Origin of the sequence: Methylocystis parvus OBBP (assembly GCF_027571405.1) — a bacterium.
Lineage (GTDB): Bacteria > Pseudomonadota > Alphaproteobacteria > Rhizobiales > Beijerinckiaceae > Methylocystis > Methylocystis parva.
Window position 1 is genome coordinate 3,409,401 of record NZ_CP092968.1, and the last position, 24,575, is coordinate 3,433,975.

At 64.2% G+C, this 24,575-nt stretch carries 20 protein-coding genes; 8 read left to right on the top strand and 12 right to left on the bottom strand.

Translation table 11 applies throughout. The features are described 5' to 3' along the window. Positions 1-415 precede the first annotated feature (415 nt). From fliP to MMG94_RS16640, 9 genes are all read right to left on the bottom strand, one after another. Complete coding sequence (gene fliP, locus MMG94_RS16600; RefSeq protein ID WP_016921182.1) at positions 416-1,144, bottom strand: flagellar type III secretion system pore protein FliP; 729 nt, start codon at positions 1,142-1,144, stop codon at positions 416-418. Next, entirely contained in the window at positions 1,141-1,671 is a 531-nt protein-coding gene (locus MMG94_RS16605; protein WP_157212452.1) for a flagellar basal body-associated FliL family protein, read from the bottom strand. The genes fliP and MMG94_RS16605 overlap by 4 nt, the downstream gene beginning before the upstream one ends. A 54-nt stretch (positions 1,672-1,725) precedes the next feature. Next, entirely contained in the window at positions 1,726-2,451 is a 726-nt protein-coding gene (locus MMG94_RS16610) for a flagellar basal body L-ring protein FlgH (protein WP_016921180.1), read from the bottom strand. Between the two features lies 1 nt (position 2,452). Continuing rightward, positions 2,453-2,914: a MotE family protein gene (locus MMG94_RS16615; protein ID WP_016921179.1), complete on the bottom strand. Its 462-nt coding sequence runs from the start codon at positions 2,912-2,914 to the stop codon at positions 2,453-2,455. 120 nt (positions 2,915-3,034) lie between these two features. Then, positions 3,035-4,369 (bottom strand): FliI/YscN family ATPase, encoded by a 1,335-nt coding sequence (locus MMG94_RS16620; protein ID WP_040579429.1) that lies wholly within the window; start codon positions 4,367-4,369, stop codon positions 3,035-3,037. A 2-nt stretch (positions 4,370-4,371) separates the two neighbouring features. Beyond that, the gene (gene flgF / locus MMG94_RS16625; RefSeq protein WP_016921177.1) at positions 4,372-5,088 is read right to left on the bottom strand and encodes a flagellar basal-body rod protein FlgF; all 717 of its coding nucleotides are present in this window, start codon (positions 5,086-5,088) and stop codon (positions 4,372-4,374) included. A 74-nt stretch (positions 5,089-5,162) separates the two neighbouring features. Beyond that, positions 5,163-6,038, bottom strand: coding sequence for an SDR family oxidoreductase (locus MMG94_RS16630; protein ID WP_016921176.1), 876 nt, complete (start codon positions 6,036-6,038; stop codon positions 5,163-5,165). A 246-nt stretch (positions 6,039-6,284) separates the two neighbouring features. After that, positions 6,285-9,032, bottom strand: coding sequence for a heavy metal translocating P-type ATPase (locus MMG94_RS16635; RefSeq protein ID WP_040579436.1), 2,748 nt, complete (start codon positions 9,030-9,032; stop codon positions 6,285-6,287). Between the two features lie 27 nt (positions 9,033-9,059). Further along, positions 9,060-9,545 carry a methyltransferase family protein gene (locus MMG94_RS16640; RefSeq protein WP_016921173.1) on the bottom strand — a complete coding sequence of 162 codons (486 nt, stop codon included), beginning with the start codon at positions 9,543-9,545 and terminating at the stop codon, positions 9,060-9,062. 137 nt (positions 9,546-9,682) lie between these two features. Between MMG94_RS16640 and MMG94_RS16645 the strand changes: the two genes are divergently transcribed. Genes MMG94_RS16645 through MMG94_RS16655 form a run of 3 tightly spaced genes read left to right on the top strand, consistent with a single transcriptional unit; the run spans position 9,683 to position 12,698 of the window. After that, positions 9,683-10,813, top strand: a complete 1,131-nt coding sequence (locus tag MMG94_RS16645; RefSeq protein ID WP_016921172.1) for an 8-amino-7-oxononanoate synthase — start codon at positions 9,683-9,685, stop codon at positions 10,811-10,813. After that, a complete protein-coding gene (gene bioD, locus MMG94_RS16650; protein ID WP_016921171.1) occupies positions 10,810-11,436 on the top strand; it encodes a dethiobiotin synthase in 627 nt (208 codons plus the stop codon). Before MMG94_RS16645 ends, bioD begins: the two co-directional genes overlap by 4 nt. Next, positions 11,433-12,698, top strand: a complete 1,266-nt coding sequence (locus MMG94_RS16655) for an adenosylmethionine--8-amino-7-oxononanoate transaminase (protein ID WP_016921170.1) — start codon at positions 11,433-11,435, stop codon at positions 12,696-12,698. The genes bioD and MMG94_RS16655 overlap by 4 nt, the downstream gene beginning before the upstream one ends. Here the strand turns inward: MMG94_RS16655 and MMG94_RS16660 are convergent. The 3 genes from MMG94_RS16660 to MMG94_RS16670 form a co-directional block, all read right to left on the bottom strand. Continuing rightward, a complete protein-coding gene (locus tag MMG94_RS16660) occupies positions 12,683-14,440 on the bottom strand; it encodes a long-chain-fatty-acid--CoA ligase (protein ID WP_016921169.1) in 1,758 nt (585 codons plus the stop codon). The genes MMG94_RS16655 and MMG94_RS16660 overlap by 16 nt on opposite strands. Positions 14,441-14,579: 139 nt before the next feature. Further along, a complete protein-coding gene (locus tag MMG94_RS16665) occupies positions 14,580-15,554 on the bottom strand; it encodes a nickel/cobalt transporter (protein ID WP_016921168.1) in 975 nt (324 codons plus the stop codon). 41 nt (positions 15,555-15,595) lie between these two features. After that, positions 15,596-16,234: a DUF1007 family protein gene (locus tag MMG94_RS16670; RefSeq protein WP_016921167.1), complete on the bottom strand. Its 639-nt coding sequence runs from the start codon at positions 16,232-16,234 to the stop codon at positions 15,596-15,598. Positions 16,235-16,848: 614 nt separating this feature from the next. Here MMG94_RS16670 and MMG94_RS16675 point away from each other — a divergent pair. The 5 genes from MMG94_RS16675 to bluB all read left to right on the top strand — a co-directional run bounded on the left by MMG94_RS16675 (position 16,849) and on the right by bluB (position 24,412). Further along, on the top strand, positions 16,849-20,358 hold the full coding sequence (locus MMG94_RS16675; RefSeq protein ID WP_016921165.1) for an indolepyruvate ferredoxin oxidoreductase family protein: 3,510 nt from the start codon (positions 16,849-16,851) through the stop codon (positions 20,356-20,358). Positions 20,359-20,458: 100 nt separating this feature from the next. Then, positions 20,459-21,232, top strand: a complete 774-nt coding sequence (locus MMG94_RS16680; RefSeq protein ID WP_051001151.1) for a cobalt-precorrin-6A reductase — start codon at positions 20,459-20,461, stop codon at positions 21,230-21,232. Next, a complete protein-coding gene (locus tag MMG94_RS16685) occupies positions 21,229-22,686 on the top strand; it encodes a cobyric acid synthase (protein ID WP_016921163.1) in 1,458 nt (485 codons plus the stop codon). The genes MMG94_RS16680 and MMG94_RS16685 overlap by 4 nt, the downstream gene beginning before the upstream one ends. Next, positions 22,683-23,684 (top strand): threonine-phosphate decarboxylase CobD, encoded by a 1,002-nt coding sequence (gene cobD / locus MMG94_RS16690; protein WP_016921162.1) that lies wholly within the window; start codon positions 22,683-22,685, stop codon positions 23,682-23,684. Before MMG94_RS16685 ends, cobD begins: the two co-directional genes overlap by 4 nt. Continuing rightward, positions 23,684-24,412, top strand: a complete 729-nt coding sequence (gene bluB / locus MMG94_RS16695) for a 5,6-dimethylbenzimidazole synthase (RefSeq protein WP_016921161.1) — start codon at positions 23,684-23,686, stop codon at positions 24,410-24,412. The genes cobD and bluB overlap by 1 nt, the downstream gene beginning before the upstream one ends. Positions 24,413-24,575 lie beyond the last annotated feature (163 nt).

Sequence of the window (24,575 nt, forward strand, 5' to 3'; positions counted from 1 at the left end):
GATGCTACGAGTTCAGCACCGATGCGCTCGACCTGATGCGGCGCTGCAGGTCATCCCAGACCCGTGCGACGGCCCGATTCGGGGTTGGACTGGAACGTGTTCCCCGCCACTCAGTCAGCTCAACCAGGCGACGCATAGAAAATGCGCGCAACTTGACGACGCCTCTCTCAACCATCTCGTGGCATCGACGAGATCGAGCGCCGGCTCAGATTTCCACAATAGACGAGGACAAGATTCGCCGAGGGCTGCCGCGAAGCAGTCGCATCAGCGTCTAATTCGCGCGAAAACCGAGATGGCGGCGTTCACAATTCTTCCGTGAATGTTGGGGCCTGCTTAAATTTCCACCTCAAAGCCGTTCAGAGATCCCCGGTCGAACGGTAGAGACAGGCCGTCGATACGCAGCTCAAAAACGCATTCATCCATATGAGCGGACCAGACTCCCGACGAGCAAATTCCATCCGTCGATCAGAACAAAGAAAAGAACCTTGGCGGGAAGGGCGATCGTGGTCGGCGGCAGCATCATCATACCCATCGACATTGTCAGCACGGAAACGATGACGTCGATGGCCAGAAACGGCACGACGATCAGGAAGCCAATCTCAAATCCGCGCCGCAACTCGGAGACCATGAAGGCTGGGACCAAAATATCGAGCGTCGGTTCGCGTCCGGGAACGCCGTCGCGGCCCTTTCGCAGATCCTGGAACAGTTTGAGATCCTTGTCGCGTACATTCGAGATCATGAACTGCCGGAAGGGCTCCGTCATTTTGTCGAATGCTTCCGCCTCGCCGATCTTGCCTTCCACGAGCGGCCTGACGCCGCTCGTCCAGGCCGCTTCGCCCGCGGGGGCCATAACGTAAAAGGTCATGAACAGCGATAGGCTGATCAAGACGAGATTGGCGGGCGTGCTTTGCAGGCCAAGCCCGGCGCGAAGAAATGAGAGCGCGATCGCAAAGCGCGTAAAGCTCGTCGCCATAATGAGCAGGCCCGGCGCGATCGATAAAATCGTCAAAGCGCCGATGAGCTGAATCATGCGCCCGCTCGCCGATGCGGACCCGTTCGGAAGCAGCGCGCCAAGATCGAAACTCTCGACGCCAAAAGCTCCGCTCGGCGCCAGACAAGCGACGAATAGAACGAGCCATCTCATTGCACGACCAGCGCCTCGATGATGAAGTCGCGAATGCGTCCCTCCGAACGCGTCTTGGCCCGCTCGCTCAGCTCCTCCTGAAGGCGCCGGAGCCCATCCGCTCCCTCGATCGAGGAGAGCGCGAGAGTGGCGAGAAATGCGGCGACATCGGAGCGTAAGGCGGCGAGCTGAGTCTCGACGCCTTTTCGATCCTGCGGGTTGAAGACGACCGCCGACTGCAGACGGATCAAGCGTTTCGAGCCGGACACATTGGCGATCACCGCCGGCAGCTCGATGACGGAGAGAGGTTCCCCGGCAGGGCCCGGAAGGCGCGGCGCCCGGTCCTGCGCAATCTCTTTCACGTCGGCGCGCCCCTTTTCCCTCCCGTCGCTGTCGGTGAAAGCCGATTGACGAGAAACATGCTGCGCCGGATCGTCCTCCTTTGGCGCCTGCGCAACAAAAAAGCTTGGAATAACCATCGCGCCGAGATAGCCGCCTCCGCCCGCGCCGAGGATTGTCAAAACCAGGATCGGGGCGAAGGACCGCATGATTCCGTTCGCTGCTCTTTCTTTTGCCCGGTCGTCGACCATTCGTCGCATCCCTCAGAACGGAACGAAAATATCGTAGAGTTGTTGGCCCCATGCGGGCTGCTGCATTTCGCTCAGACGACCTCTGCCGCCATATGAGACGCGCGCTTCCGCGATTTTGTCGTATGAAATGGAATTGTCTTTGTTGATGTCGCGCGGCCGCGCCACGCCCGCGACGCTCAAAACGCGTAATTCGTTATTCACCCGGATTTCCTGCGACCCATGCAGGACCAGATTGCCATTCGGCAAAACGGCGGTCACCGCGGCGGCGAGAGTGAAACGAATCTGCTCCGAACGATTGATTGTGCCTTGCCCCTGCGTCTCCGTCCTGGCGTCGATGTCGTTCTGCCAGGCGCCCGTCTGCTTCGTTTCCGAACCGGGCGGGCCGCCGAGCGCAGGAAGGAGATCGAGAAGAAAGGACCATTTCGAACGGATCTTCGCTTCTCGCGAACGGTCGGTGGAATTGCCGAGAATGGCGCGGTCGTCCATGGCGATGATGACGGTCACCACATCGCCGACGCTCATCGCCTTCACGTCCTTGAAGAGATTGACGCGGTTATCGTCGATCTGCATCGCCGGACCAAGCGAGGCGTTCTTCAAAGGGCCGAGCGGCAATTGATCGTCATAAAAATTGAGGCCGCTTCCGATGGGAGTCATATGCGGTTCGCGCGTAATGTCGCGCGGATCGGTCGCGCAACCCGACAGGAAAAGCGCCGCGGTAAAGATTGACGCGCGTCGCATCTCAATTTTTCCTGTCTTTCGAGAGTCGCAGCTCGGAAATTTTTTTCGCGAGCGCGGCGCCGTGCGAAGCGTCCATCTCGCCCAGTATGGCGCTCGACGCGCTGGCCTTCATATGAAGCATGAGCGCTGCGGCTATTTCTGCGTCGAGTTGAGCGAGCTGCGCGGCGGCGGCCTCAGGCTTCATGCGCGCATAAAGCCCAACAAGCGCTTCGCTCGTCTTTCGCTCGAAAGCCTCGAGCTTTTCGAGAACAATACGAAGTTTCCGCTGTTTCGAGTCGAGCAGCGACAGGCGCGCGCCGATTTCTCCCTCGAGCGTCGCAAGTTCGTTGCGCCGGCGATCGAGCCTTATGGCTTCCGCCGATGCGGCGACGTCGGCGCAATACTGGATTCTATCCTCCGCGTAAGGGATGCGCGTTTCGCCCGTTTCGCCCGCATAGGCGACCGCCGCGCCCGAACAGAACATAAGCGGCGCTAAAGTGGAAAACGCCCAACCAAACAAACGAAGAGATTTCGGTCGCTGCGACAAGCCATTCATAGGCGCAGACGATCGAGCATGAGCCTTGCGCAGGGCTTGCAGAACGCTTTACTCGGTGAATTGGCGGAGCATGGCGTCGAGCCTCGCGACGATGTCGCTGGCCGGCGGCGCGTCGGAGGCCTGCCGAAGGAGATCATAGATCAATGGCGTGACGCCTATTGCGCGATCGAGTTCCGGATCCGCGCCGGAACGATAGCCGCCGAGAAGCCTCAAGTCTCGCGTATCCTCGAACTTCGCAACGAGCCCGCGCGCCTTCGAGATCATTTCCCGCTCTTGCGGACGCCAGACGCGATCCGCGACGCGCGAGATCGATTTGAGAATGTCTATCGCCGGATATCTGCCCTGTTCCGCGATGGAGCGTTCGAGAACGATGTGCCCGTCGAGCGTTCCTCTGATGCAGTCGGCGACAGGATCATTATGGTTGTCGCCGTCTATGAGCACCGAAAAGATCGCGGTCATCGAACCGGCGCCTTCAGAGCCGGGGCCGGCGCGCTCCAAAAGACGGGGAAGGTCCGCGAAGACGCTCGGCGCATAGCCATTGGCCGCAGGCGGCTCGCCGGCCGAGAGCGCAATCTCCCGCAAGGCGTGGGCGTATCGCGTGACCGAATCCATGATGAGCAGAACGGATTGTCCCTGGTCGCGAAAAGACTCGCCGATCGACATGGCCGTCAGCGGCGCCAATCGACGCATCATCGGGCTTTCGTCGCTCGTCGAGACGACGATGACCGCATTGGATGCGCTCGCGCCCAGCGCTTCGTCGAGAAAATCGCGCACCTCGCGCCCGCGTTCGCCGACGAGACAAATGACCGCCGCGTCGAAAATCCGAGAACGCGCGATCATTGCAAGGAGGGTGGACTTTCCAACGCCCGACCCGGCGAAAACGCCGATGCGTTGGCCGAGGCAGAGCGGCGCGAAGGCGTCGATCGCCGCGACGCCCGTCGGGGCGGGCGCCGACAGGCGCATACGCGCCATCGGACTTGGCGGCGACGCGTTGAGACCGCGTCTTTCTCCCTGCGTCAAAGGACCGCCTTCGTCGATCGGACGCGCAAGCGCGTCGACGACGCGTCCCTTCCAACTCGAATGCGGCGCGATCTGAATCGGTCCCTGCAACGTAACGCGCGCGCCGAGGCCGAGGCCCGCATTGCTCTCGAAGGATTTGACCAACGCGCCTTTTCTGTCGATGCGGATCGCCTGCCCGTGAAAGGCGCGGCCCGCTTGCTCGAGAAGAACGCAGTCATCCAGCCGCAGGAATGGCGAAAGGCCCGCGACATGGAAATGCGAAGGGAAGACTTCGGTCACGGTTCCGCTGATGCGGAGCCGTTCGCCTGGGAGAGCGACGCTTGCGACGGCCTCGCTCAACCGGTTCAACGCATCCGTCCTCACCGTCAGCCTCCGCCGAGCGTTCGAACCGCATTGCGCTGTGCGCCATCCATCATGTCGAACGCGGCCGACGCGCTTTCAAAGGCGCGATGCGCCGTGATCAGCTTGGCGATCTCGGCGACGGCGTTGACATTGGCGTTTTCGAGATGGCCCTGCGCAATTCCGTTTTTTGCGAAATTGACGACGGCGGCGGCCGGCAGCGACGGAATGACGGCGGAGTTTTCGGCGCGCTTCAGCGTCGCGGCTTCGTCAATTTCGAAAAGGCCGATCGCGCCGAATTGCCGGTCGCCTTGATGGATCATGCCGTCGCGATAGATCGTCGGCGCGCCGGCCGTCGGGTCGAGCACGATGGGCGAATTGCCGGCGTCGAGGACAGGAAAGCCAAGCAATGTCTGCACCTCGCCTGTCTCCAGCATACGCAGGCGTCCGTCACGCGTATAGGCGACGCCCTGCGGCGTCTGTATCGCGAGCCAGGCGTCTCCCATAATGGCGACGTCGAAAGGATTGTCGGTTTTTACGAGGCTTCCCGAAGCGCGGGAGACGTAATCCGAACCCGTGGAGGCGAAGGCCGTCGCCGACGCCTTCGATAGCGCCGTCTCGAAACTGACGCCGGTGGCGCGGAAGCCGATCGTCGACGCGTTGGCGACGTTCTCGGCGATCGTCGTCAGCCGCTTGTCGAGCGCGACCTGAGAAGAGAGGGTGACGTAAAAAGCGGATTGCATGGCGTCCCGGCCGTTGCGGTTTTTCGCATGATCGGGAGCGAAACTTGCCTCAGGCCGTCTTCCGTCGAAACATGCTATCGGCCGCCGTGAAAGGCCGATTTCCGGACATTGGCGCTGATCGGCTCCTCGAGAAAAAAGTCGAGCACGGCTTCATGGCCGGGATCGACCGAATAAGCCGCGAAATCCGTTACGCCTTCTTGCGCGAGCACGCGCACGTCGATGAAGAAATTGCCGGTGCATTCCCGCGAGGGACGCGTCAGAATTGCGTGCGCGGCGTCCGCGACGATGTCGGGCTTGCGCGCGCGCTTGATGATCTCGTCGCCGCCGAGGAGGTTGCCGACGGCGGCGGTCGCAATGGCCGTCTCGGGCCACAACGAATTCGCCGCCACGCCTTCGCGGGCGAGATTCTCCGCCAGGCCGAGCGTCACGAGGCTCATGCCGTATTTCGCCATCGTGTAAGCAAGATTCGGCGCAAACCATTTGGGGTTCATGTCGAGCGGCGGCGACAGCGTGAGAATGTGCGGGTTCTCCGATTTGCGCAGATGCGGCAGAGCGAGCTTGGCGCAGAGATAGGTTCCGCGCGCATTGATCTGATGCATCAGATCGAAACGCTTCATCTCGAGCAGATCGACGCCGCGCAGATCGATGGCGCTGGCGTTGTTGATCAAAATGTCGACGCCGCCAAAGGTCGAGACGGTTCGATCCAAGGCGTTTGCGACCTGCTCGTCGAAGCGTATGTCGCAGGGAAGCGCCAGCGCCTTGCCGCCTTCCGCTTCGATTTCGGCCGCGGCGGTGAAAATCGTGCCGGGGATTTTCGGGTTTTCCGTCACGCTCTTGGCGGCGATCGCGACATTCGCGCCGTCGCGCGCGGCGCGCTTGGCAATTGCGAGGCCGATGCCGCGGCTGGCGCCGGTGATGAAAAGCGTCTTGTCTCGAAGCGACCGCGTCATATGAACAATCCCTGGAAAGCCGTTCCCACTACACTTAACCTAACGCCGGAAGGCGGCAAGCGCCCCCCGGCTGTTTCTTTAAAATCCATTACGGCGGCGCGCCCGGCTTCGCCTCCGCCTCCCGCCTCAGCCATTCGGCGAGCGTCGCTGCTTCGAAGAGTTGCGTTTCGAGTTCGATCGTCATTGCTTCGCTTCGCTGCAATGACGGTGAATCGAACATTTTATGACATTTCGGGAAACGCCGTGCTACGCCGCGACCTGCGCCGGATACCCCGCTTCCGTGATCGCCTGCGCGAGCGCGGCCGGATCTTTCGGCGTCGGCGAGACTTCGACCTTGCCCGTCGCGAGATCGACCTTCACGTCGGCGTTGGGCTCCACCGCCTGCACGGCCTTGGTGACATGCTTCACGCACATATTGCAGGTCATGTCTTTCACATTGAACGTCGTCATGGTTTCCTCCTTATTGCTCTGTTGGATCGGCGCGAGCGTCTCAACGGACGCCGGCGCGTCATGTGCCGGTGAGGGCGCCTCGGCGATCATTGGGGGTTGGAAGCGGCGCAGGCGCAATGCGTTGGTGAGCACGAAAGTGCTCGACAGCGCCATGGCGCCTGCGCCGAGCATGGGCGAAAGCTGCATGCCGTTGATCGGATAAAGCGCGCCCGCCGCGACCGGGATGAGCAGCGCATTATAGCCGAAGGCCCAGAAAAGGTTTTGCTTGATGTTCCGCATCGTCGCGCGCGACAGAGCGAGCGCCGCGGGCACTTTCGCGAGGTCGCCCGACATCAGCACGACATCCGCCGCTTCGATGGCGATGTCCGTTCCCGTTCCGATGGCGACGCCCGCATCCGCGGCCGCGAGCGCGGGCGCGTCGTTCACGCCGTCGCCGACAAAGGCGATCTTGTTTTCTTCGCGCAACCGCTCCAGCGTCGCGACTTTGCCGTCGGGCATGACGCCGGCGACGACTTCGTCGATGCCCAGCCGCCGCGCAATGGCGTTGGCCGTGCGCGCGTCGTCGCCGGTGATCATCGCGGTTTTTACGCCGATGGCGTGCAGCGCGTCGATCGCGGGCTTGGTCGTCGGCTTCAATTCGTCGGCGACGCAAAGAACGGCGCGCGCCTTGCCGTCGACCGCGACATAAAAAGGCGTCTTGCCTTCCTCAGAGAGCGCAGCGGCGCTGGCTTCGAAGGATTTTGTGTCGAATCCGAGCGAAGCCATATAGCGCTCGGCGCCAATCGCCACTTGCCGTTGATTGACGACGCCCGCGACGCCCATGCCGGAGACGGACTGGAAATTCGACGCCGAAGCGAGGGCGATTCCCCGCTCTTTGGCTGCGGCGACGATGGCCGCGGCGACAGGATGCTCAGACTGCGCCTCGACGCTCGCGGCTAGACGGAGCAGTTCGTTTTCATTCTCTCGCGGCGCGGCGATGAGATCGGTCAGACGCGGCTTGCCGAAAGTGAGCGTGCCGGTCTTGTCGAAGGCGATGAGCGTCACATCCTGCAAGGTTTGCAGCGCCTCTCCTTTGCGGAACAGCACGCCGAGCTCCGCCGCGCGACCCGTGCCGGTCATGATCGCCGCCGGCGTGGCGAGTCCCATCGCACAGGGGCAGGCGATGATGAGGACCGCGACGGCCGAGACCAGCGCATAAGTGAGGCGCGGCTCGGGACCGATCAGCATCCATATGAGGAAGGTGAGCGCCGCGATGACGAAGACCGCCGGGACGAAGACGGCGGTCACGCGATCGACCATGGCCTGTATCGGCAGCTTCGCGCCCTGCGCCTGCTCGACCATGCGGATGATGCCGGCGAGCGTCGTGTCGGCGCCGACGCGCGTCGCGCGGAAGGAGAAGGCGCCGGCGCCGTTGATCGTGGCGCCGGTGACGGCTGCGCCGACAGTTTTGGAGACAGGCGCAGGCTCGCCCGTCACCATGGATTCGTCGACATAGGAAGAGCCCGCGGTCACGACGCCGTCCGTCGGGACGCGTTCGCCCGGCCGCACCAGCACGGCGTCGCCGACGACAACGTCGTCAATGTCGACATCGACCGTTTCGCCGTTGCGCTCGACGCGCGCCGTCTTCGGCTGCAATTTCGCCAGCGCGCGGATCGCTTCGGAGGTGCGTCCTTTGGCGCGCGCCTCCAGAAAACGGCCGAAGAGAATGAGCGTGACGATGACGACGGCGGCTTCGAAATAGACATTCACCGCGCCTTCGGGGAGAAGATGCGGCAGGAAGGTCGCGACGCAGGAATAAAGGTAAGCGGACAGCGTGCCGACCGCGACGAGCGCATTCATATCGGGCTGGCCGCGCAAGAGCGCCGGAACGCCCTTGAGAAAAAATATGAGGCCGGGTCCGAAGAGAACGAGCGTCGCGAAGAAGAAGGAGAATTGGCGGATCATCTCCTCGCCGATCCTCGCCATCGTCCAGTGATGGAAAGCGGGGATGAGATGGCCGCCCATCTCGAAAATGAAAACGGGCGCGGTGAAGATCGAGGCGAGGATGAGATTGAAGCGCAGCGTCTTCATCTCCGCTTCGCGCCGCTCGCGCTCGCGATCCGTGGCGCCGGCGTCCGACTCTATGCGGCGCGGCTCGTAACCTGCGGCGGAGATGGCGCGGCGCAGGCGATCGGCGAGGCCCGGGCCGGACAGGGCGCGCACGCTGGCGCGTTCGGTGGCGAGATTGACGCTCGCCTCAATGACGCCCGGCACGCCTTTCAGGGCTTTCTCGACATGAGCGACGCAGGAGGCGCAGGTCATGCCGCCGACGCCGAGTTCGATCGTCTCCACCACGGGCTCGTAGCCGGCGTCGGAAACCGATTTGACAAGCGCGGCCGGATCGGCGCCCGGCGCAAGCGATATGTCGGCGCGCTCCGTCGCGAGATTGACGCTCGCCTTCTCGACGCCGGGAGTCGCGGCCAGCGCCTTTTCGACATGGGAGACGCAGGAAGCGCAGGTCATGCCGCGCACATTGAAGTCGAGCTGCGCTGTCTCGGCGCTCATATCCACCCCCAGATTGTGGGAGAAAGTCTAAAGCCAACGGCGCGTGCGCGCCATATAGGAGCGGTAGACGTCTCCGAATTTCGCGAGCAAATGCCGCTCCTCCGGCTCGATGGCGAGCTTCTGCAGGCCGAGGGCGACGAGCGGCGTCAGCAAAAGCGTGAAGGGCGAAGCGATCAGCAGGCCAAGGCCGAACACGACCGCGACGTGAGAGACATAGATGGGATTGCGCGACCAGCGGAAAGGGCCGTCCGTCGCGAGATGCGAGGCCGCGCGATGCGGCAGGATGGTCGTCGCGTGGCGTCTGAAGGTGAGCGCGCACCAGATGTCATTCGCGAGCGCCAACGCGACGATGAGCGCGCCCAGAGCCGTTGCGCCGGGGAAAGAGACGAGCGGGGAAAAAGCGCCGCCGCTCGCATGATCGAACGCCAACCCGGCGCCGATCGCCAGCGCGATGAGAATGGGCGGCCAGGGCAAACGGGCGGGCGGGCCGATTTCTTCTGAGGGAAGGGACATGAGCAAGGCTCCAGACGCTCTTAAGATTGCGGCGCGGCCCTCGTTTTTCAACCCTGCGGCATGGTCTCCGCCTGGCTTGACCCCCGGATGGGCCGCCTTTACCAAACACGCAAATTGGGGTGACCGCGTGAGCGCGCATGCTTGAAAGATATCGAGCCGACCTCGCCGGCCTCGCCGGCCGGGACCGCCTGCGCGCATTGGCGCCCCGCGCGGGACTCGATTTCGCGTCGAACGATTATCTGGCCTTGGCGGAGTCCCGCGCGCTTGCGGAAGCCGCCGCGGCGGCGCTGGCGCGCAGCGTTCCGGTCGGGGCCGGCGGCTCGCGGCTTTTGCGCGGCAATCATCCCGAGCACGAGGCGCTGGAGGAAGAGGCGGCGCGCTTCTTTCATGCGGAAAGCGCGCTCTTCTTCGGGGCCGGATTCTCCGCCAATGAAGCGCTGCTCTCGACGCTGCCGCAGCGGGACGATTGCATTTTTTATGACGCGCTCATTCACGCCAGCGCGCATGACGGCATGGGCCTGTCGCGCGCGTCGCGCGCGCCTTTCCTTCATAATGACGTGAACGCGCTCGAAGCGGCCATCCTTGACTGGCGCCGGAAGGGTGGAACGGGGCGCGCCTGGATCGCCGTCGAAAGCCTTTACAGCATGGATGGCGACCTGGCGCCGCTCGACGCGCTGATGTCCCTTTCGGAGCGTCATCAGGCATTCGTGCTGGTCGACGAGGCGCATGCGACCGGTGTTTTTGGCGAAGGCGGACGCGGGCTCGCCGCGCGCTTCGAGGGGCGCGAAAACGTCATTACGGTTCACACCTGCGGCAAGGCGCTCGGCGTGTCCGGCGCGCTTATCTGCCTCGCCGCGCCGCTGCGCGACTTCCTCGTCAATCGCTGCCGTAACTTCATCTTTGCGACGGCGCCTTCGCCGCTCGTCGCCGCCTGCGTGCGCGCGTCGCTGAAGATTGTCGAAAAAGCGGAGGATCGCCGCGCCGCCTTGCGCGCGCGCGTGGCGCTTGCCGGAAGAGATCTGCAAAAGCTCTGCAACGTCGCGCCTTCCGGTTCACAAGTGCAGCCGGTCATTGTCGGCGCCGACGCCCGCGCCATGACGCTCGCCGCGCGGATGCGCGCGCGCGGCTATGACATTCGCGCCATCCGCCCGCCGACCGTGCCGGAGGGGACGGCGCGGCTGCGTCTTTCGCTCACTTTGCATGCGAGTGAGGCGCAGATATCGCAAATGGTCGCCGAACTGGCCGAAGAGTTGAAGGCGCAAGAATGACGCGCCGATTCGTGATCGTCGGAACCGATACGGGCGTCGGAAAGACGGTCTTCTCCGCCGCGCTCGTCGGCGCGCTCGGCGCCTGTTACTGGAAACCGGTGCAATCGGGGCTCGAGGAAGAAACCGACTCGCAATGCGTCGCGCGGCTATCGGGGGCCGCGCCGGCGCGCATTCTCCCCGAACTGTGGCGATTGCGCTTGCCGGCGTCGCCGCATATCGCCGCGCGCGCAGATGGCGTCGAGATCGATCCGGCGCGACTCATTCCCCCCGACGTCGATGATCCGCTCGTGATCGAGACGGCGGGCGGCGTCATGGTCCCGTTGACGGACAATGTGTTGACGATCGACGTGCTGGCGCGCTGGCGGCTCCCCGTCATTCTCGTCGCCCGGACGGCGCTCGGCGCGATCAATCACAGCCTGCTGACGATCGAGGCGCTGCGCCGCCGCGACGTTCCGATCCATGGCGTCGCCTTTGTGGGCGATGAAGAGAAGGCGTCGCAGGAAACCATCGCCGCGATCGGCGAGGTCAAGGCGCTGGGGCGTTTGCCGCGTCTCGGTCTCCTGACGCCGAACGCAGTGCGGGCCGCCTTCGCCGCCGCCTTTTCACTTGCGGATTTCACATGAGCGTCGTCGCCAACTCGCCCGTCTGGCGTCCCTTCACCCAGCATGCGCTGCAGCCCGGCGCCTTCAAGATCGCCCATGCCGAAGGCGCGTGGCTCACGGCGGATGACGGAACGCGCTTTCTCGACGCCATCTCTTCCTGGTGGGTGATCACCCATGGCCATCGCCGTCCCGAGATCATGAAGGCGATCCGCCGACAGACGGAGACGCTCGACCAGATCATTTTCGCCGGCTTTACTCACGAGCCGGCCGAGGCGCTCGCGCGCCGCCTTGTCGAGGTCGCGCAGCCGGGGCTCGATTACGTCTTCTATTCCGACAGCGGTTCGACCTCCGTCGAGGTCGCGATCAAAATGGCGCTTGGTTACTGGCGCAATCGCGGCGAGGCGCGGATGCGCGTCGTCGCATTGGAGCACAGCTATCATGGCGACACGGTCGGCACGATGTCCGCCGGCGCGCGCTCCGTCTTTAACGCGCCCTATGAGCCGCTGCTCTTCGACGTGGCGCGCGTTCCTTTCCCTGAAAAAGGAAGGGAGCAGGAAACGCTCGACGCGCTCGAGCGCTTCTGCCGCGACGGCGCGGCGGCCTTCATTGTCGAGCCGCTGGTTTTGGGCGCGGGCGGCATGCTGATCTATGGCGCGCAAACGCTCGCGGAGATGAAGCGCGTCTGCGAGAAATTCGGCGTGCTGTTCATCGCGGATGAAGTGATGACCGGTTTCGGCCGCACCGGAACGCTCTTCGCCTGCGAGCAGGCGGGATTCACGCCGGACATCGCCTGTTATTCGAAAGGGCTGACGGGCGGGTCCGTGCCGCTGGCCGTCACCATGTGCAAGCGGGAAATCTTCGAGGCGCATTATGCGCCCGATCGCGCGCGCGCCTTTTTCCATTCGAGCTCCTATACGGCGAATCCTATCGGATGCGCCGCCGCGCTCGCCAATCTCGATGTGTGGGAAAAGACCGATGCGACAGAGCGCGTCGCCAATCTCTGCGCGCTGCAGGCGAAGCGCGCCGCGCGCTTCGAGAATGACGCGCGTTTTTCCAATGTCCGCAGCCTCGGCGCGATCGTCGCGATGGATTTGCGCCTCGGGCAAAGCGGTTATCTCGCGACGATCAGCCTCGATCTGATGCGCTTCTTCAATGCGCGCGGATTGCTGCTGCGGCCGCTCGGGCAGACCATTTACGTGTTGCCGCCTTATTGCGTCACGGGCGAGGAGCTCGATCTCGCCTATGACGCGATAGAGGCCGCGGCGCGTCAGTTCGGGGCGTGAAGGTCGAGGCTTTTGTCGCGTTCGTCGTCATTCTCGCCGCAGCGCGCGAAATATTCGTCGCGCAAAGCGCGGCGGAGGATCTTGCCGACATTGGTCTTCGGCAGGGAATCGCGGAATTCGAAGAAGCGGGGCACTTTGTAACCGGTGAGCCGCTCATGGGCGAAGGCGCGCAGCTCTTCCGCCGTCAGGCTGGGATCGCGCCGCACGATGAAGGCCATCGGCGCTTCGCCCGAATGTCTGTAGGGGACGCCGATAACGGCGACTTCTTTCACGTTGGGATGTTCCGCGAGCGCCGCCTCGACCTCATTGGGATAGACGTTGAACCCGGAGACGAGAATCATGTCTTTCAACCGGTCGACGATGCGAAACAGACCGTCGGGCTCCATGATCGCAATATCGCCAGTCTTGAAGAAGCCGTCCGGCGTCGTGACCTTTGCGGTTTCGTCGGGCCGGCGCCAATAGCCCGGCATGACCTGCGGCCCGCGCACGCAAAGCTCCCCACGCTCGCCCGCGGGGACGACGCCGCCATCGGCGTCGCGGATCGACACTTCCGTCGAGGGAATAGGGTAGCCAATGGCTCCGGTGAAGTCTCCAATATCCGGCCGGTTGACGGTGACGATCGGCGACGTTTCGGAAAGCCCGTAACCCTCTATGATCGGCTTGCCGGTGATCGCCGCCCATTTGCGCGCGACGCCTTCCTGCGTCGACATGCCGCCGGAAATGTTCATGGAGAGGTTGGAGAAATCCACGCTCCTGATTTCCGGATGGTCGGCGAGCGCGGCGTAAAGCGTATTGACGCCCGCAAAAATCGTGAACCGCCGCTTGCGTATCGTCGCGATAAAGCCTTTCAGATCGCGCGGATTGGCGATGAGGACGCAGCATCCGCCGGTCCTTATGGTGAGCATGCAGCACGCCGTGAGCGCGAAAATATGATAGAGCGGCAACGCCGTGATCATGACATGCGGACAGGCCGGGCCGAGATACCATTCGAGCCACGCCCATGTCTGCGCGACGTCGATGGAAACATTGCGATGGAGCAGCACCGCGCCCTTCGCCACGCCCGTGGTGCCGCCTGTATATTGCAGGAAAGCCATATCGTCCGGCGCGATCTCGATCGGCGTAAGGGGCGTCCGCGCGCCTTCTTTCAACACCTCCGAAAAAGCGATCGACGCCGGCAGCCGGTAGGCTGGGACCATCTTCTTCACATGGCGCGAAACGAAGTTGACGACATAGCCCTTGAGCCCCATCAGGTCGCCCGGCGTCATGACGACGGCGCGCTCGACTTTCATGTTGGGCCAAGCTGTTTCAACCGTATCGGCGAAATTCTCGAAGACGAAGACGAAGCGCGCGCCAGCGTCGTTGATCTGATGCTCGAGTTCGCCATGCGTATAAAGCGGGTTGACGTTGACGACAACGCCGCCCGCGATCAACGCGCCGAACATGGCGGCGGGATAGCCGAGCACATTGGGCGACATGATCGCGACGCGATCGCCTTTCTGCAATCCCTGCGATTGCAGCCATGCGGCGATCGAGTCGGCCGCGCGCTCGAGTTCGCGATAGGTGAGGCGGGCTCCGAAGCTCTCCATGACCGGACGATCGGGAAAGGCCGCGACGCTCTGACGAAAGTCGTCGACGAGAGTCCTGGCGGCCGAGACGTCGATATTGGCGGGCGCGCCGTTCGGATAGGAGGCGAGCCACGGCCGAGCGGCGTATGGATCGAGCGATTGCTCAGGGCGCGTCATTCAAGCCTCGTATAATTTGCGCAACGACTCCGAACGTAAGAGTCGAATCGACCTTCATAATCAAGATAGCGCGTCTCTCACGATTTAAACGTGACCTGCGCGCGATGATTAATTTTTACGTCGCCAGGCGCGCGTGAGCTTATGCTGCATTGCGAGAGACGCCGAAGCCGAGGAGCAAAGCGAGGCCAAATCCCAAAACAAGGAGCGCCGCAACAAATTCGGCGCCGCGCGCGAGGAGCGCCGCGCGGCGCGTTCCGCCGCCGCTGAAGCGCAAGGCCAGATCCTTGGCGTAGACCGCGGTCGCAGCCAGCGCGCCGGTCGTCATGGCGGTTCCCGCGGACATCGCCAGGACCGCGCCCGCGCCCGCGGCGAACATTTCCCGCGACATGGTGAAAACCAAGACCAGGATCGCGCCCGAGCAGGGGCGAAGGCCCGCAGCGACGACAGTGGCCAACGCGTCGCCCCAGCGGAAAGACGGCCCTGAAAGGGTCGCCGGATCGAGCGCATGGGCGTGGCCGCAGGTCGGGCTGTGCATATGAGCCGGATCGTCGATCCCCTCGCAGACGAAGCGGCTCTCGCCGGTCGCTCCGGCGATCCGCGCGCCCATAGGCGCGTCGTTCAGGGCCGCGAGGAGTCCGTGTCCCTTGACGAAGGCCAGCCGCGCCCCGAGCGCGGCGATGGCGAGATAGCTTGCGACTTCGATCGCCTGCGCGGCGTTCGACATCTGCCCGGCGGTGGCGTTGAAGGCGATGGCGGCGATAGCGACGAGGGCGATGGCCACGACGCCCTGAAGGAGCGCGGCGAGGGCGGCGAGCAGCAGACCGCGTCTCAGCTGAACCTCATTCGCGACCATATAGGAAGTCAGGACCGCTTTGCCGTGGCCGGGGCCTGCCGCGTGAAAAACGCCATAGGCGAAACTCGCCCCGGCCAGCGCCAGAAAGGCGGAAGGGTCGGTCTTGAGCGCCCGCGCGGCGGCCTGCAGCTCGGCGTGGAATTTGTTCTGCCAGGAAAAGACGAGACCGGCGAAGCCCTGAGCCGCGCTGGCCGCCTCCTGGCCGCCAACTGCGAATGGATGGCGCTGGGCGAAAGCGGGCTCGGCGGCGAGAATGGCCAAGGTCGCCGCAAAAACCGCGCAAAGACCAGATGTTCGCAGCTTCACGGACAGGCCACGATGGCGCGGGTCGCGAGTTTCATGCCGAAATTGGCGCCGGGCGACATGTTCTGGAAGAAGGCTTCGCTGAGCTTCTGATTGTCGGCGGCGACGAGCGGAGCCGGCTCCACCAGGCTCACCGAGCAGCCGGAGCGCGCGCCCGAGAGCTTTACGGGGTCTTTTTTCTCCAGCGCGAAGGAGACGAAATAGGTTGGGTCGTAAACCTGGAAGGAGAAGGGTTTGCTGGCCTGGACGGGCGTCTCCAGCGGCAGGAAGAAGTGCAGCGTCACGATCTTCTTGTCGTTCGCTTCGAGATAAATGTTTTCGGCGGGCTTGAAGCCCGCTTTGGCGTTGTTCTGCTTCGCATAGGTGAAATAGTCGAATTCGGCGAGAGATTCGGCGTTGGTCCTGGCCAGCGGAGCGAGTTCCTCACGGGTCGGCGGCTTGCCGTCTTTTCCAAGCCCCTGCACCGCGAAGGCGGAATACATTTCGTCGAATTCCCAGGCGTGGCGGACGCCCGTGACCTTGCCGTCCGGGCCGAAGACGACTTCGCTGCGCACGGCGACCCAAACATGCGGATGGGCTTGCGCGCCCGTGGAGGCGGCGATGGCGAGCGCGGCGAAAAGGAGGAGGCGGCGTTTCATGGCGGTTCCCAGAGCTTGCCGGATAGTGCGCAATCGCGGCGAATCCGCGGCCAAGCTACGCGCGGCGGGCGTCACAGGAAGCGAATAAGTGAGCCTGCGGCGTCGCGGATCGTGTCGCGTCCTTGAATTCGGCATCTTTATCCTCCGCCGCCGGCCTTTTCCAATAGCGCCTTTGCGCGTCGCGCCGCATCGCTAACCGGGCGCGCGCTGGGACGAATTTCTCAAACTTCGGTCTGTTTCCTCCGTTGGAGTCCCCTCATGCGACGTCTGGGAAATGCTGTCGCGGACCCGTTTTATCCTGGCGCCCGACAGGGGTCGCGGGGGAAAATCTGGGGGAACCGCGCCCGCTCCGCGAGACGCTTTCTTGAACTCGCGCGGAAAGGTGACATAAGATAGTCGCCTAAGAGTCGCATTGCTCGGTTCACCCTCGACGGGGAATCGCCAGTAGCCGCGTGGGCGCGGGTCCGGAGCGATCCGCGAGAGACGCCTTGCGGCGTCGTCTCGACATTGGCCGCGCGGCGTCGCGGCGCGCCGCACGGGCCCGAATGCGCCGGTCTTTCTCGCCGGCGCAAGCCGGTCGGCGGCGGTAAGACAATCGCAGGAGACGAATCAGCATGGCGGAGACCGAAGTCAAGATTATCGGTCCTGCGTTTGGCGACGTTTCGCTTTCCGATCGTTTCGACCTTGGCCGTGACCGCGTGCTGATGACGGGCACGCAAGCCATCGTCCGCCTGCTCCTGATGCAAAAGGAGCGCGACCGCCGGGCGGGGTTGAGTACGGCGGGCCTCATTACCGGCTATCGCGGCTCGCCGCTCGGCGGCGTCGACGCGCAGATGCACAAGGCGAAAGCCTTTTTCGACGCGAACAACATCCTTTTCATGCCCGGCCTCAACGAGGATCTGGCCGTGACCGCCGTCTGGGGCGCGCAGCAGGCCGAGATGCGCGGCGAAGGCAAATATGACGGCGTCTTCTCCATCTGGTACGGCAAGGGACCGGGCGTCGACCGCAGCGGCGACGCGCTGCGCCATGTGAATCTCGCCGGCGCGTCGAAACATGGCGGCGCGCTCGCATTGATGGGGGACGATCATACCGCCGAGTCCTCCACGACGGCGCATCAATCCGAATATCACTTCGTCGACGTGATGATGCCGATCCTGGCGCCCGCCGGCGTGCAGGAGATTCTGGATTACGGGCTCTACGGCTTCGCCATGTCGCGCTTCGCGGGCGTCTGGGTCGGGCTGAAGCTCGTCAAGGACACGGTGGAGTCGACGGCCTCGATCGACGGTTCGCTCGACCGCGTGCAGCCCGTCATTCCGTCCGATTTCGTCATGCCGCCCGGCGGGCTCAATATCCGGGCCGGCGATCCCGTGCTGGCGCAGGAAGAACGGATGCAGGAGAGCAAGCGCGATGCGATGCTCGCCTTCATCCGCGCCAACCGTCTCAACCGCATCATCACCTCCGGCGGCGCCGCTCCGAAGATCGGCGTCATCACCGTCGGCAAATCCTATCTCGACGTGCGCCAGGCGCTGGACGATCTCGGGATCGACGAGGTTCGCGCCAACGATCTCGGCCTGCGTCTCTACAAGATCGCCGCTCCGTGGCCGCTCGAGCCGAAGGGCCTGCACGAATTTGCGCGCGGCCTCGACCTCATCATGGTCGTCGAGGAGAAGCGCTCGCTCATCGAAGTGCAGTTGCGCGAGGAGCTTTACGGATCGCCCCATCAGCCGGTCTGCATCGGCAAGAAGGACGAGCGCGGCGATTGGCTCTTCCCGGTGAAGGGCGCGCTCGACGCCAACGACATCGCCATCGCCATCGGCCGGCGGCTGCTGAAATATCACGCCTCGGAAGAACTCGAAGGCCGCGTGCGGCGCCTGGAGCGTCTGCAGGATCGCCGCAAGACGATGACGGACGTCATCCTGCGCGTTCCGCATTTCTGCGCCGGCTGCCCGCATTCCACCTCGACCCATGTGCCGGAAGGGGCGCGCGCCTATACGGGCATTGGCTGCCATTATATGGCCCAATGGATGGGCCGCCGCACCGAGGGCTACACGCATATGGGCGGCGAGGGCGCGAACTGGATCGGCGAGGCGCCGTTCTCCACGCGCAACCATGTGTTCCAGAATCTCGGCGACGGCACTTATAACCATTCGGGTTCGCTCGCCATCCGCTTCGCGGTCGCGACGGGCACGAACATCACGTTCAAAATTCTTTATAACGGCGTCGTCGCCATGACCGGCGGCCAGAAGCATGAGGGCGAGCTCACTGTCGAAGCCATCGTGCATCAGGTTGCGGCCGAGGGCGTGAAGAAGATCGCGCTGGTCACCGACGAGCCCGGCAAATATCCGCCGACCATCGCCTGGCCGCCCGGACTTACGATCCATCACCGCAACGTCCTCAACGAGGTGCAGCGCGAGCTTTCGGAGACGGAGGGCGTCACCGTCCTCATCTACGACCAGACCTGCGCGACCGAGAAGCGGCGCCTGCGCAAGCGCGGCCTTTTTCCCGATCCCGACGCGCGCATCATCATCAATGAGCTGGTGTGCGAAGGCTGCGGCGATTGCGGCACGGCCTCCAACTGCGTCGCGGTGCAGCCGGTCGAGACCGAATTCGGCCGCAAGCGCCGCATCGACCAGTCGGCCTGCAACAAGGATTTCTCCTGCCTCGAGGGTTTCTGCCCGAGCTTCGTGACCGTGCATGGCGCGAAGATGAAGAAGGCGCCGCTGCCGACGAAGGAGGATACGCGCGGCCAGCCGGCATTGCCCGAACCCGGGATCGCGGAGATTGGCCGCACGCCTTACGGCATTCTCATCGCGGGCCTCGGCGGCACGGGCGTCGTGACCGTCTCCGCCATACTCGGCATGGCTGCGCATCTCGAAGGCAAGGGCGTCGGCGTCATCGATATGGCGGGCCTCGCGCAGAAGGGCGGGGCCGTCTATTGCCATGTGAAGATCGGGCGCACGCCCGCCGACGTTCACGCGATCCGCGTCGCGGCGGGCGAAGCCGATCTCCTGCTCGGCTGCGATCTCGTCGTCGCCGGCGCCAAGCAGGTGCTCGCCGCCGTCGAGCAGGGCAAGGCGCATGTGCTCGTCAACAGCGCCGAGGTCTTCCCCGGCGACATCGAGCGCAATCCGGATTTCGTGCTGCCGTCGGAAGAGATCAAGCAGGCGATCCGCCGGGCGGGCGGGCCGGAGTCGATCTTCATCGACACGACGGCGCTCGCCCAGGCGCTGCTCGGCGACTCCATCGCGGCGAATATTTTCATCCTCGGCTATGCCTGGCAGAAGGGTTATCTGCCGCTCACGGAGGCGTCGATCCTTCGCGCGATCGAATTGAACGGCGAGTCCGTGCCGATGAATCACTCGGCCTTCCTCTGGGGCCGGCGCGCCGCACACGACATGGCGAGCGTCGAGGCGGTCGTCGAATCGCTGCGCCGTCCGACCGAGGTCAGGCAACGTTCGAAGACGCTGGAAGAGGTCATTGCGCGCCGCGCCGCCTATCTCGTCGATTATCAGAATGCGGCCTATTCGGCGCATTACCGCGCGCGCGTCGAAGAGGTCGCGAAGCTTGAAAAGTCGCGCATGCCGGGCTCGACCGAGCTTACGGAAGCGGTGGCGCGCTATCTCTTCAAGCTGATGGCCTTCAAGGACGAGTTCGAAGTCGCGCGCCTTTATGCGAGCGACGCGTTCCAGCGTCAGCTCTCCGAGACCTTTGAAGGCGATCTCAAGCTCGAGCTTCATCTCGCGCCGCCGATCCCGTTTCTGCAACGAAAGACCGACTTCGGCGGCTCGCGCAAGATCACTTTCGGCCCGTGGATGTTCACGGTGATGAAGGCGCTCGCAAGGCTCAAATGGATTCGCGGCCGCTGGTTCGACATTACGCGCTTCAACAATGACCGCGTGGTCGAGCGCCGCTTGCTGTCGGAATATGAGAGCCTGATCGACGAAATGCTGACCTCGCTCACGCCCGACAATCACGCCGCCGCCGTCGCGCTCGCGCGCCTGCCGGAAAAGATTCGCGGTTTCGGGCATATCAAGGGCCGCCATGTCGCGGTCGCCGACGCGGAACGCGAACGCCTCCTCGCGGAGTTCCGCAATCCGGCTTCCGTCAAGCTCGCGGCGGAATGAGGCGCCGACCTTGTGCCGAGAGTTCAACGAGGCGTCCCAGTCGTCATTGCGAGGAGCGGAACGCGACGAAGCAATCCTGGAGCAGGCGCGCAATTCTGGATTGCTTCGCTTCGCTCGCAATGACGAAAACAGGCAAGTGACGCGCCGCATTCTCCTCCTCGCCGGCACGAGCGAAGCGCGTGCGCTCGCCGCGCGCATCGCGGCGGAGGGCGGCTATGACGCCGTCGCGTCTCTCGCCGGCCGCACCAGCGCGCCGGCGTCCCTTGCGCTTCCCACGCGCGTCGGCGGCTTTGGCGGCGTCGAAGGTCTGAAGCGTTATCTTGAAGCGGAGCGCATTACCCACGTTATCGACGCGACGCATCCCTTCGCCGCGCAAATATCGTCCAATGCGCGCTTGGCCAGCGCGGCGCTCGGCTTGCCGCTCATCGTCTTCGCCCGCGAAGCCTGGCGCCCGGGCGCGGACGACAATTGGTCCGTCGTCGCGGACAACGCCGCAGCCGCCAAGGCGCTTGGAGAGACGCCGCGCCGCGTGTTTCTGACCATCGGCCGTCAGGGCGTCGCCAATTTCCGCGCGGCGCCTCAGCACGATTATCTTCTGCGCGTCATCGAGCCGCCGGCGGCGGACGATCTTCCGCCCTCATGCGAGGTCTTTTCCGCGCGCGGGCCCTTCACGCGCGACGACGAAATTGCGCTGATGCGCAAAAAGCGCATCGAGATCGTCGTCAGCAAGAATAGCGGCGGCGCGCTCACTTACGCCAAGATCGAGGCCGCCCGCGCACTCGGCTTGCCGGTCGTCATGATCGAGCCGCCCGCGCGCGACGGCGTCGCCGTCCTTCACGATCTCGACGCCGTCATGGCGCTGCTCGCGTCATGAGCCGCGCCTTGATGATCCAGGGCACGGGATCGGATGTCGGCAAATCGCTGATCGTCGCCGGCCTTGCGCGCGCTTTCGTCAATCGCGGCCTCAAGGTCGCGCCGTTCAAGCCGCAGAACATGTCGAACAACGCCGCCGTGACGGAAGACGGCGGCGAGATTGGCCGCGCGCAGGCGTTGCAGGCGCGCGCGGCGCGGCTGGCTCCGAGCGTCGACATGAATCCCGTGCTGCTGAAGCCACAAGGCGCAAATGGCGCGCAGGTCATCCTGCGGGGCGTCATCGCGGGGCAGGCGAAAGCGCGCGACTATCAGGATTGGAAGCCGCGCCTCAAGCCCGCCGTGATGGAGAGCTTCGAGCGCCTCAAAGCGCAAAACGATCTCGTCATCGTGGAGGGCGCCGGCAGCGCGGCGGAGATCAATCTGCGCGTCAACGACATCGCCAATATGGGCTTTGCGCGCGCCGCCAATGCGCCGGTCGCGCTCGTCGGCGACATTGATCGCGGCGGGGTGATCGCGCAGCTCGTCGGCTGCAAGGCCGTGCTCGACGCGGAAGACGCCGCGATGATCCAGGGCTTCATCGTCAACAAATTCCGCGGCGACGCCACGCTCTTTGATTCCGGCATGCGCTTCATCGCGGAGCGCACGGGGTGGCGCTCTTTGGGATTGGTTCCCTATTTCGACGCCGCGTCGCGCCTGCCGGCCGAAGACGCCTTCGGCCTGCGCGCGCAACGCAATGCGCGAAGAGAAGGCGTCGTCGTCGCCGCGCCGCTGTTGCCGCATATCGCCAATTTCGACGATCTCGATCCGCTGAAGGCGGAGCCGGGCGTCGATCTGCGCCTGATCCAGCCCGGCGCGCCGCTGCCGGCCGATGCGGCGCTTGTCATTCTCCCCGGTTCAAAGGCCACGATCGCGGATCTCGCGGCGTTGCGCGAAAATGGCTGGGACATCGATCTTCTCGCTCATATGCGGCGCGGCGGCCGCGTCTTCGGGATCTGCGGCGGCTATCAAATGCTCGGCCGCGCGATCCGTGATCCCTATGGGATGGAAGGGGACGTCGCGCAGGCGCAGGGTCTTGGATTGCTGGACATCGAGACGACCCTTACCGAGAAGAAAACGCTCACCCGCGTCGCCGGACGCGCGGTTGCTTTCGACGCGCCCTTTCACGGCTACGAGATGCATGTCGGCGAAACTTTCGGGGCCGATTGCGCGCGTCCGGTCTTGCGTTTCGAGGATGGCCGCGCCGATGGCGCAACGTCGCCCGACGGGCGCGTGATGGGCGCCTATGTGCACGGGCTCTTTTCGGACGACGCCTTGCGCGGCGACTTTTTGAAATCCATCGGCGGCCAGACCTCCGCGCTGCGTTTCGAGGAATCGATCGACGAGACGCTCGACGCGCTCGCCGCTCACTGCGAAACGCATATCGATCTCGACGCCCTGCTGGAGATGGCGCGATGACGGTTCGGCCTTCCATCGCGCATGGCGGCAGGCTGGACGAGGCGCGCCGTCTTTTTCCGGCCGCGCCACAACCCTGGATCGACTTATCGACCGGCGTCAATCCGCATCCCTATCCCTTGCCGCCCATTGCGCCCGAGGCCTGGACGCGCCTGCCCGACGACCGGGCCTTCGACGCGCTGGAGGCCGCGGCGCGCGCCGCCTATCGCGCCCCCCCGGCCGCCGCGATCGTCCCGGGCGCCGGCGCGCAGAGTTTCATTCAGCTTCTGCCGCGCGTCTTCCCCGCGCGCCGCGTCGCTGTGCTGGGCTTCTCCTATGCGGAGCACGCCGCCTGCTGGGCCGCAGCCGGGGCGAAGGTCGAGACGGTCGAGACCGTCGAGCAGCTTGCGTCCTTCGACGCCGCCGTCATCGTCAACCCGAACAATCCGGACGGGCGCGCGCTGTCGTCGCGAGAGATTGCGCCGCTGGCCGAGGAAATGACCCGCAAAGGGAAGTTGCTCGTCGTGGACGAATCCTTCGTGGATTTCACGCCGACGCGGAGCGTCGCCGCGCTGACCGCAGTTTCGGACCTGATCGTGCTGCGTTCTTTCGGAAAGGCCTATGGGCTGGCGGGGCTGCGATTGGGTTTCGCCATCTGCGCGTTCGAGCGCGCCGGGCGGCTGCGCGCGGCGCTCGGCCCCTGGGCGGTTTCCGGTCCGGCGCTCGCCATCGGCGCGCGCGCGCTGGGCGATTTGCGCTGGCTGCAGGCCGCGGCCGCCGCTTCCGCCGCCGACGCGGCGCGTCTGGACAGTCTTTTGGAGCGCGCCGGCTTCGGCCTTGTCGGCGGAACGGCGCTTTTTCGTCTCGTGCGTCACGACAAAGCGGCGGATTGGTTCGTCAGGCTGTGCGAGAAGGGCATTTTGGCGCGCGCTTTTCCCGAGCGCCCCGATTGGCTGCGGTTCGGACTTCCGGCCGGCGAATCCGCCTGGGCCAGATTAACCGCCGCGTTGGAGATCGCCTGATGGCGGACGACCCGATTTTCGAGCCGTGGCGAATAGCCGCAGACGATGTCGGCCCGGCCGAACCCTTCAGCGAAACCGATCGCGCCGCCGTCTATCGCGCCATCTATACGCGGCGCGACGTGCGCAACGAATTTCTGCCGGACGACGTCCCCCAAGACGTTCTGATGCGCATCCTGGACGCCGCGCATCACGCGCCGTCCGTCGGCTTCATGCAGCCCTGGAATTTTATCGTCATCCGCGACAAAACCGTGCGGGGCGCGGTGCATGAGGCGTTTTTGCGCGGGGCCGAGGCCGAGGAGCGAATGCTCGATCCCGCGCGGCGCAATCATTATCGAAACCTTAAACTCGAGGGCATTCTCAGATCGCCCGTCAATATTTGCGTGACTTGCGACCGCAACCGCCACGGCGCGACAGGGCTCGGCCGCACGCAGCAACCCGACACCGACCTGTTGAGCGCCGCCTGCGCCGTCCAGAATCTCTGGCTTGCGGCGCGCGTCGAAGGCGTCGGCGTCGGTTGGGTGAGCATCATGCGCGAAGAAGAATTGCGCGCCATCCTTCAAATCCCCGACGGCGTCGTCGTCGTCGCCTATCTTTGCACAGGCTTTGTGGATCGCGCTTTTCGCCGCCCGGAACTGGAAGTGAAACGCTGGGCGTCGCGTCTGCCGCTGGAAACGCTCGTCTTCGAGGATCAATGGGGAGTTCGGACCGCCTCCGACGGGAACAGCTAGCCGAAAGGGCGCCTTGCGCCTTCACAAAGGCGCCTTAAATTTCGGTAACAAATAATTCCGCGAACCGTCATTTGCCTGTCAACGACATCTTAAGCGTCTGAAAAGATGCTGATTGAGTCGTGTGAGGAACGGATGGATAGTTCAATCGCTCCATGTTGGGAGC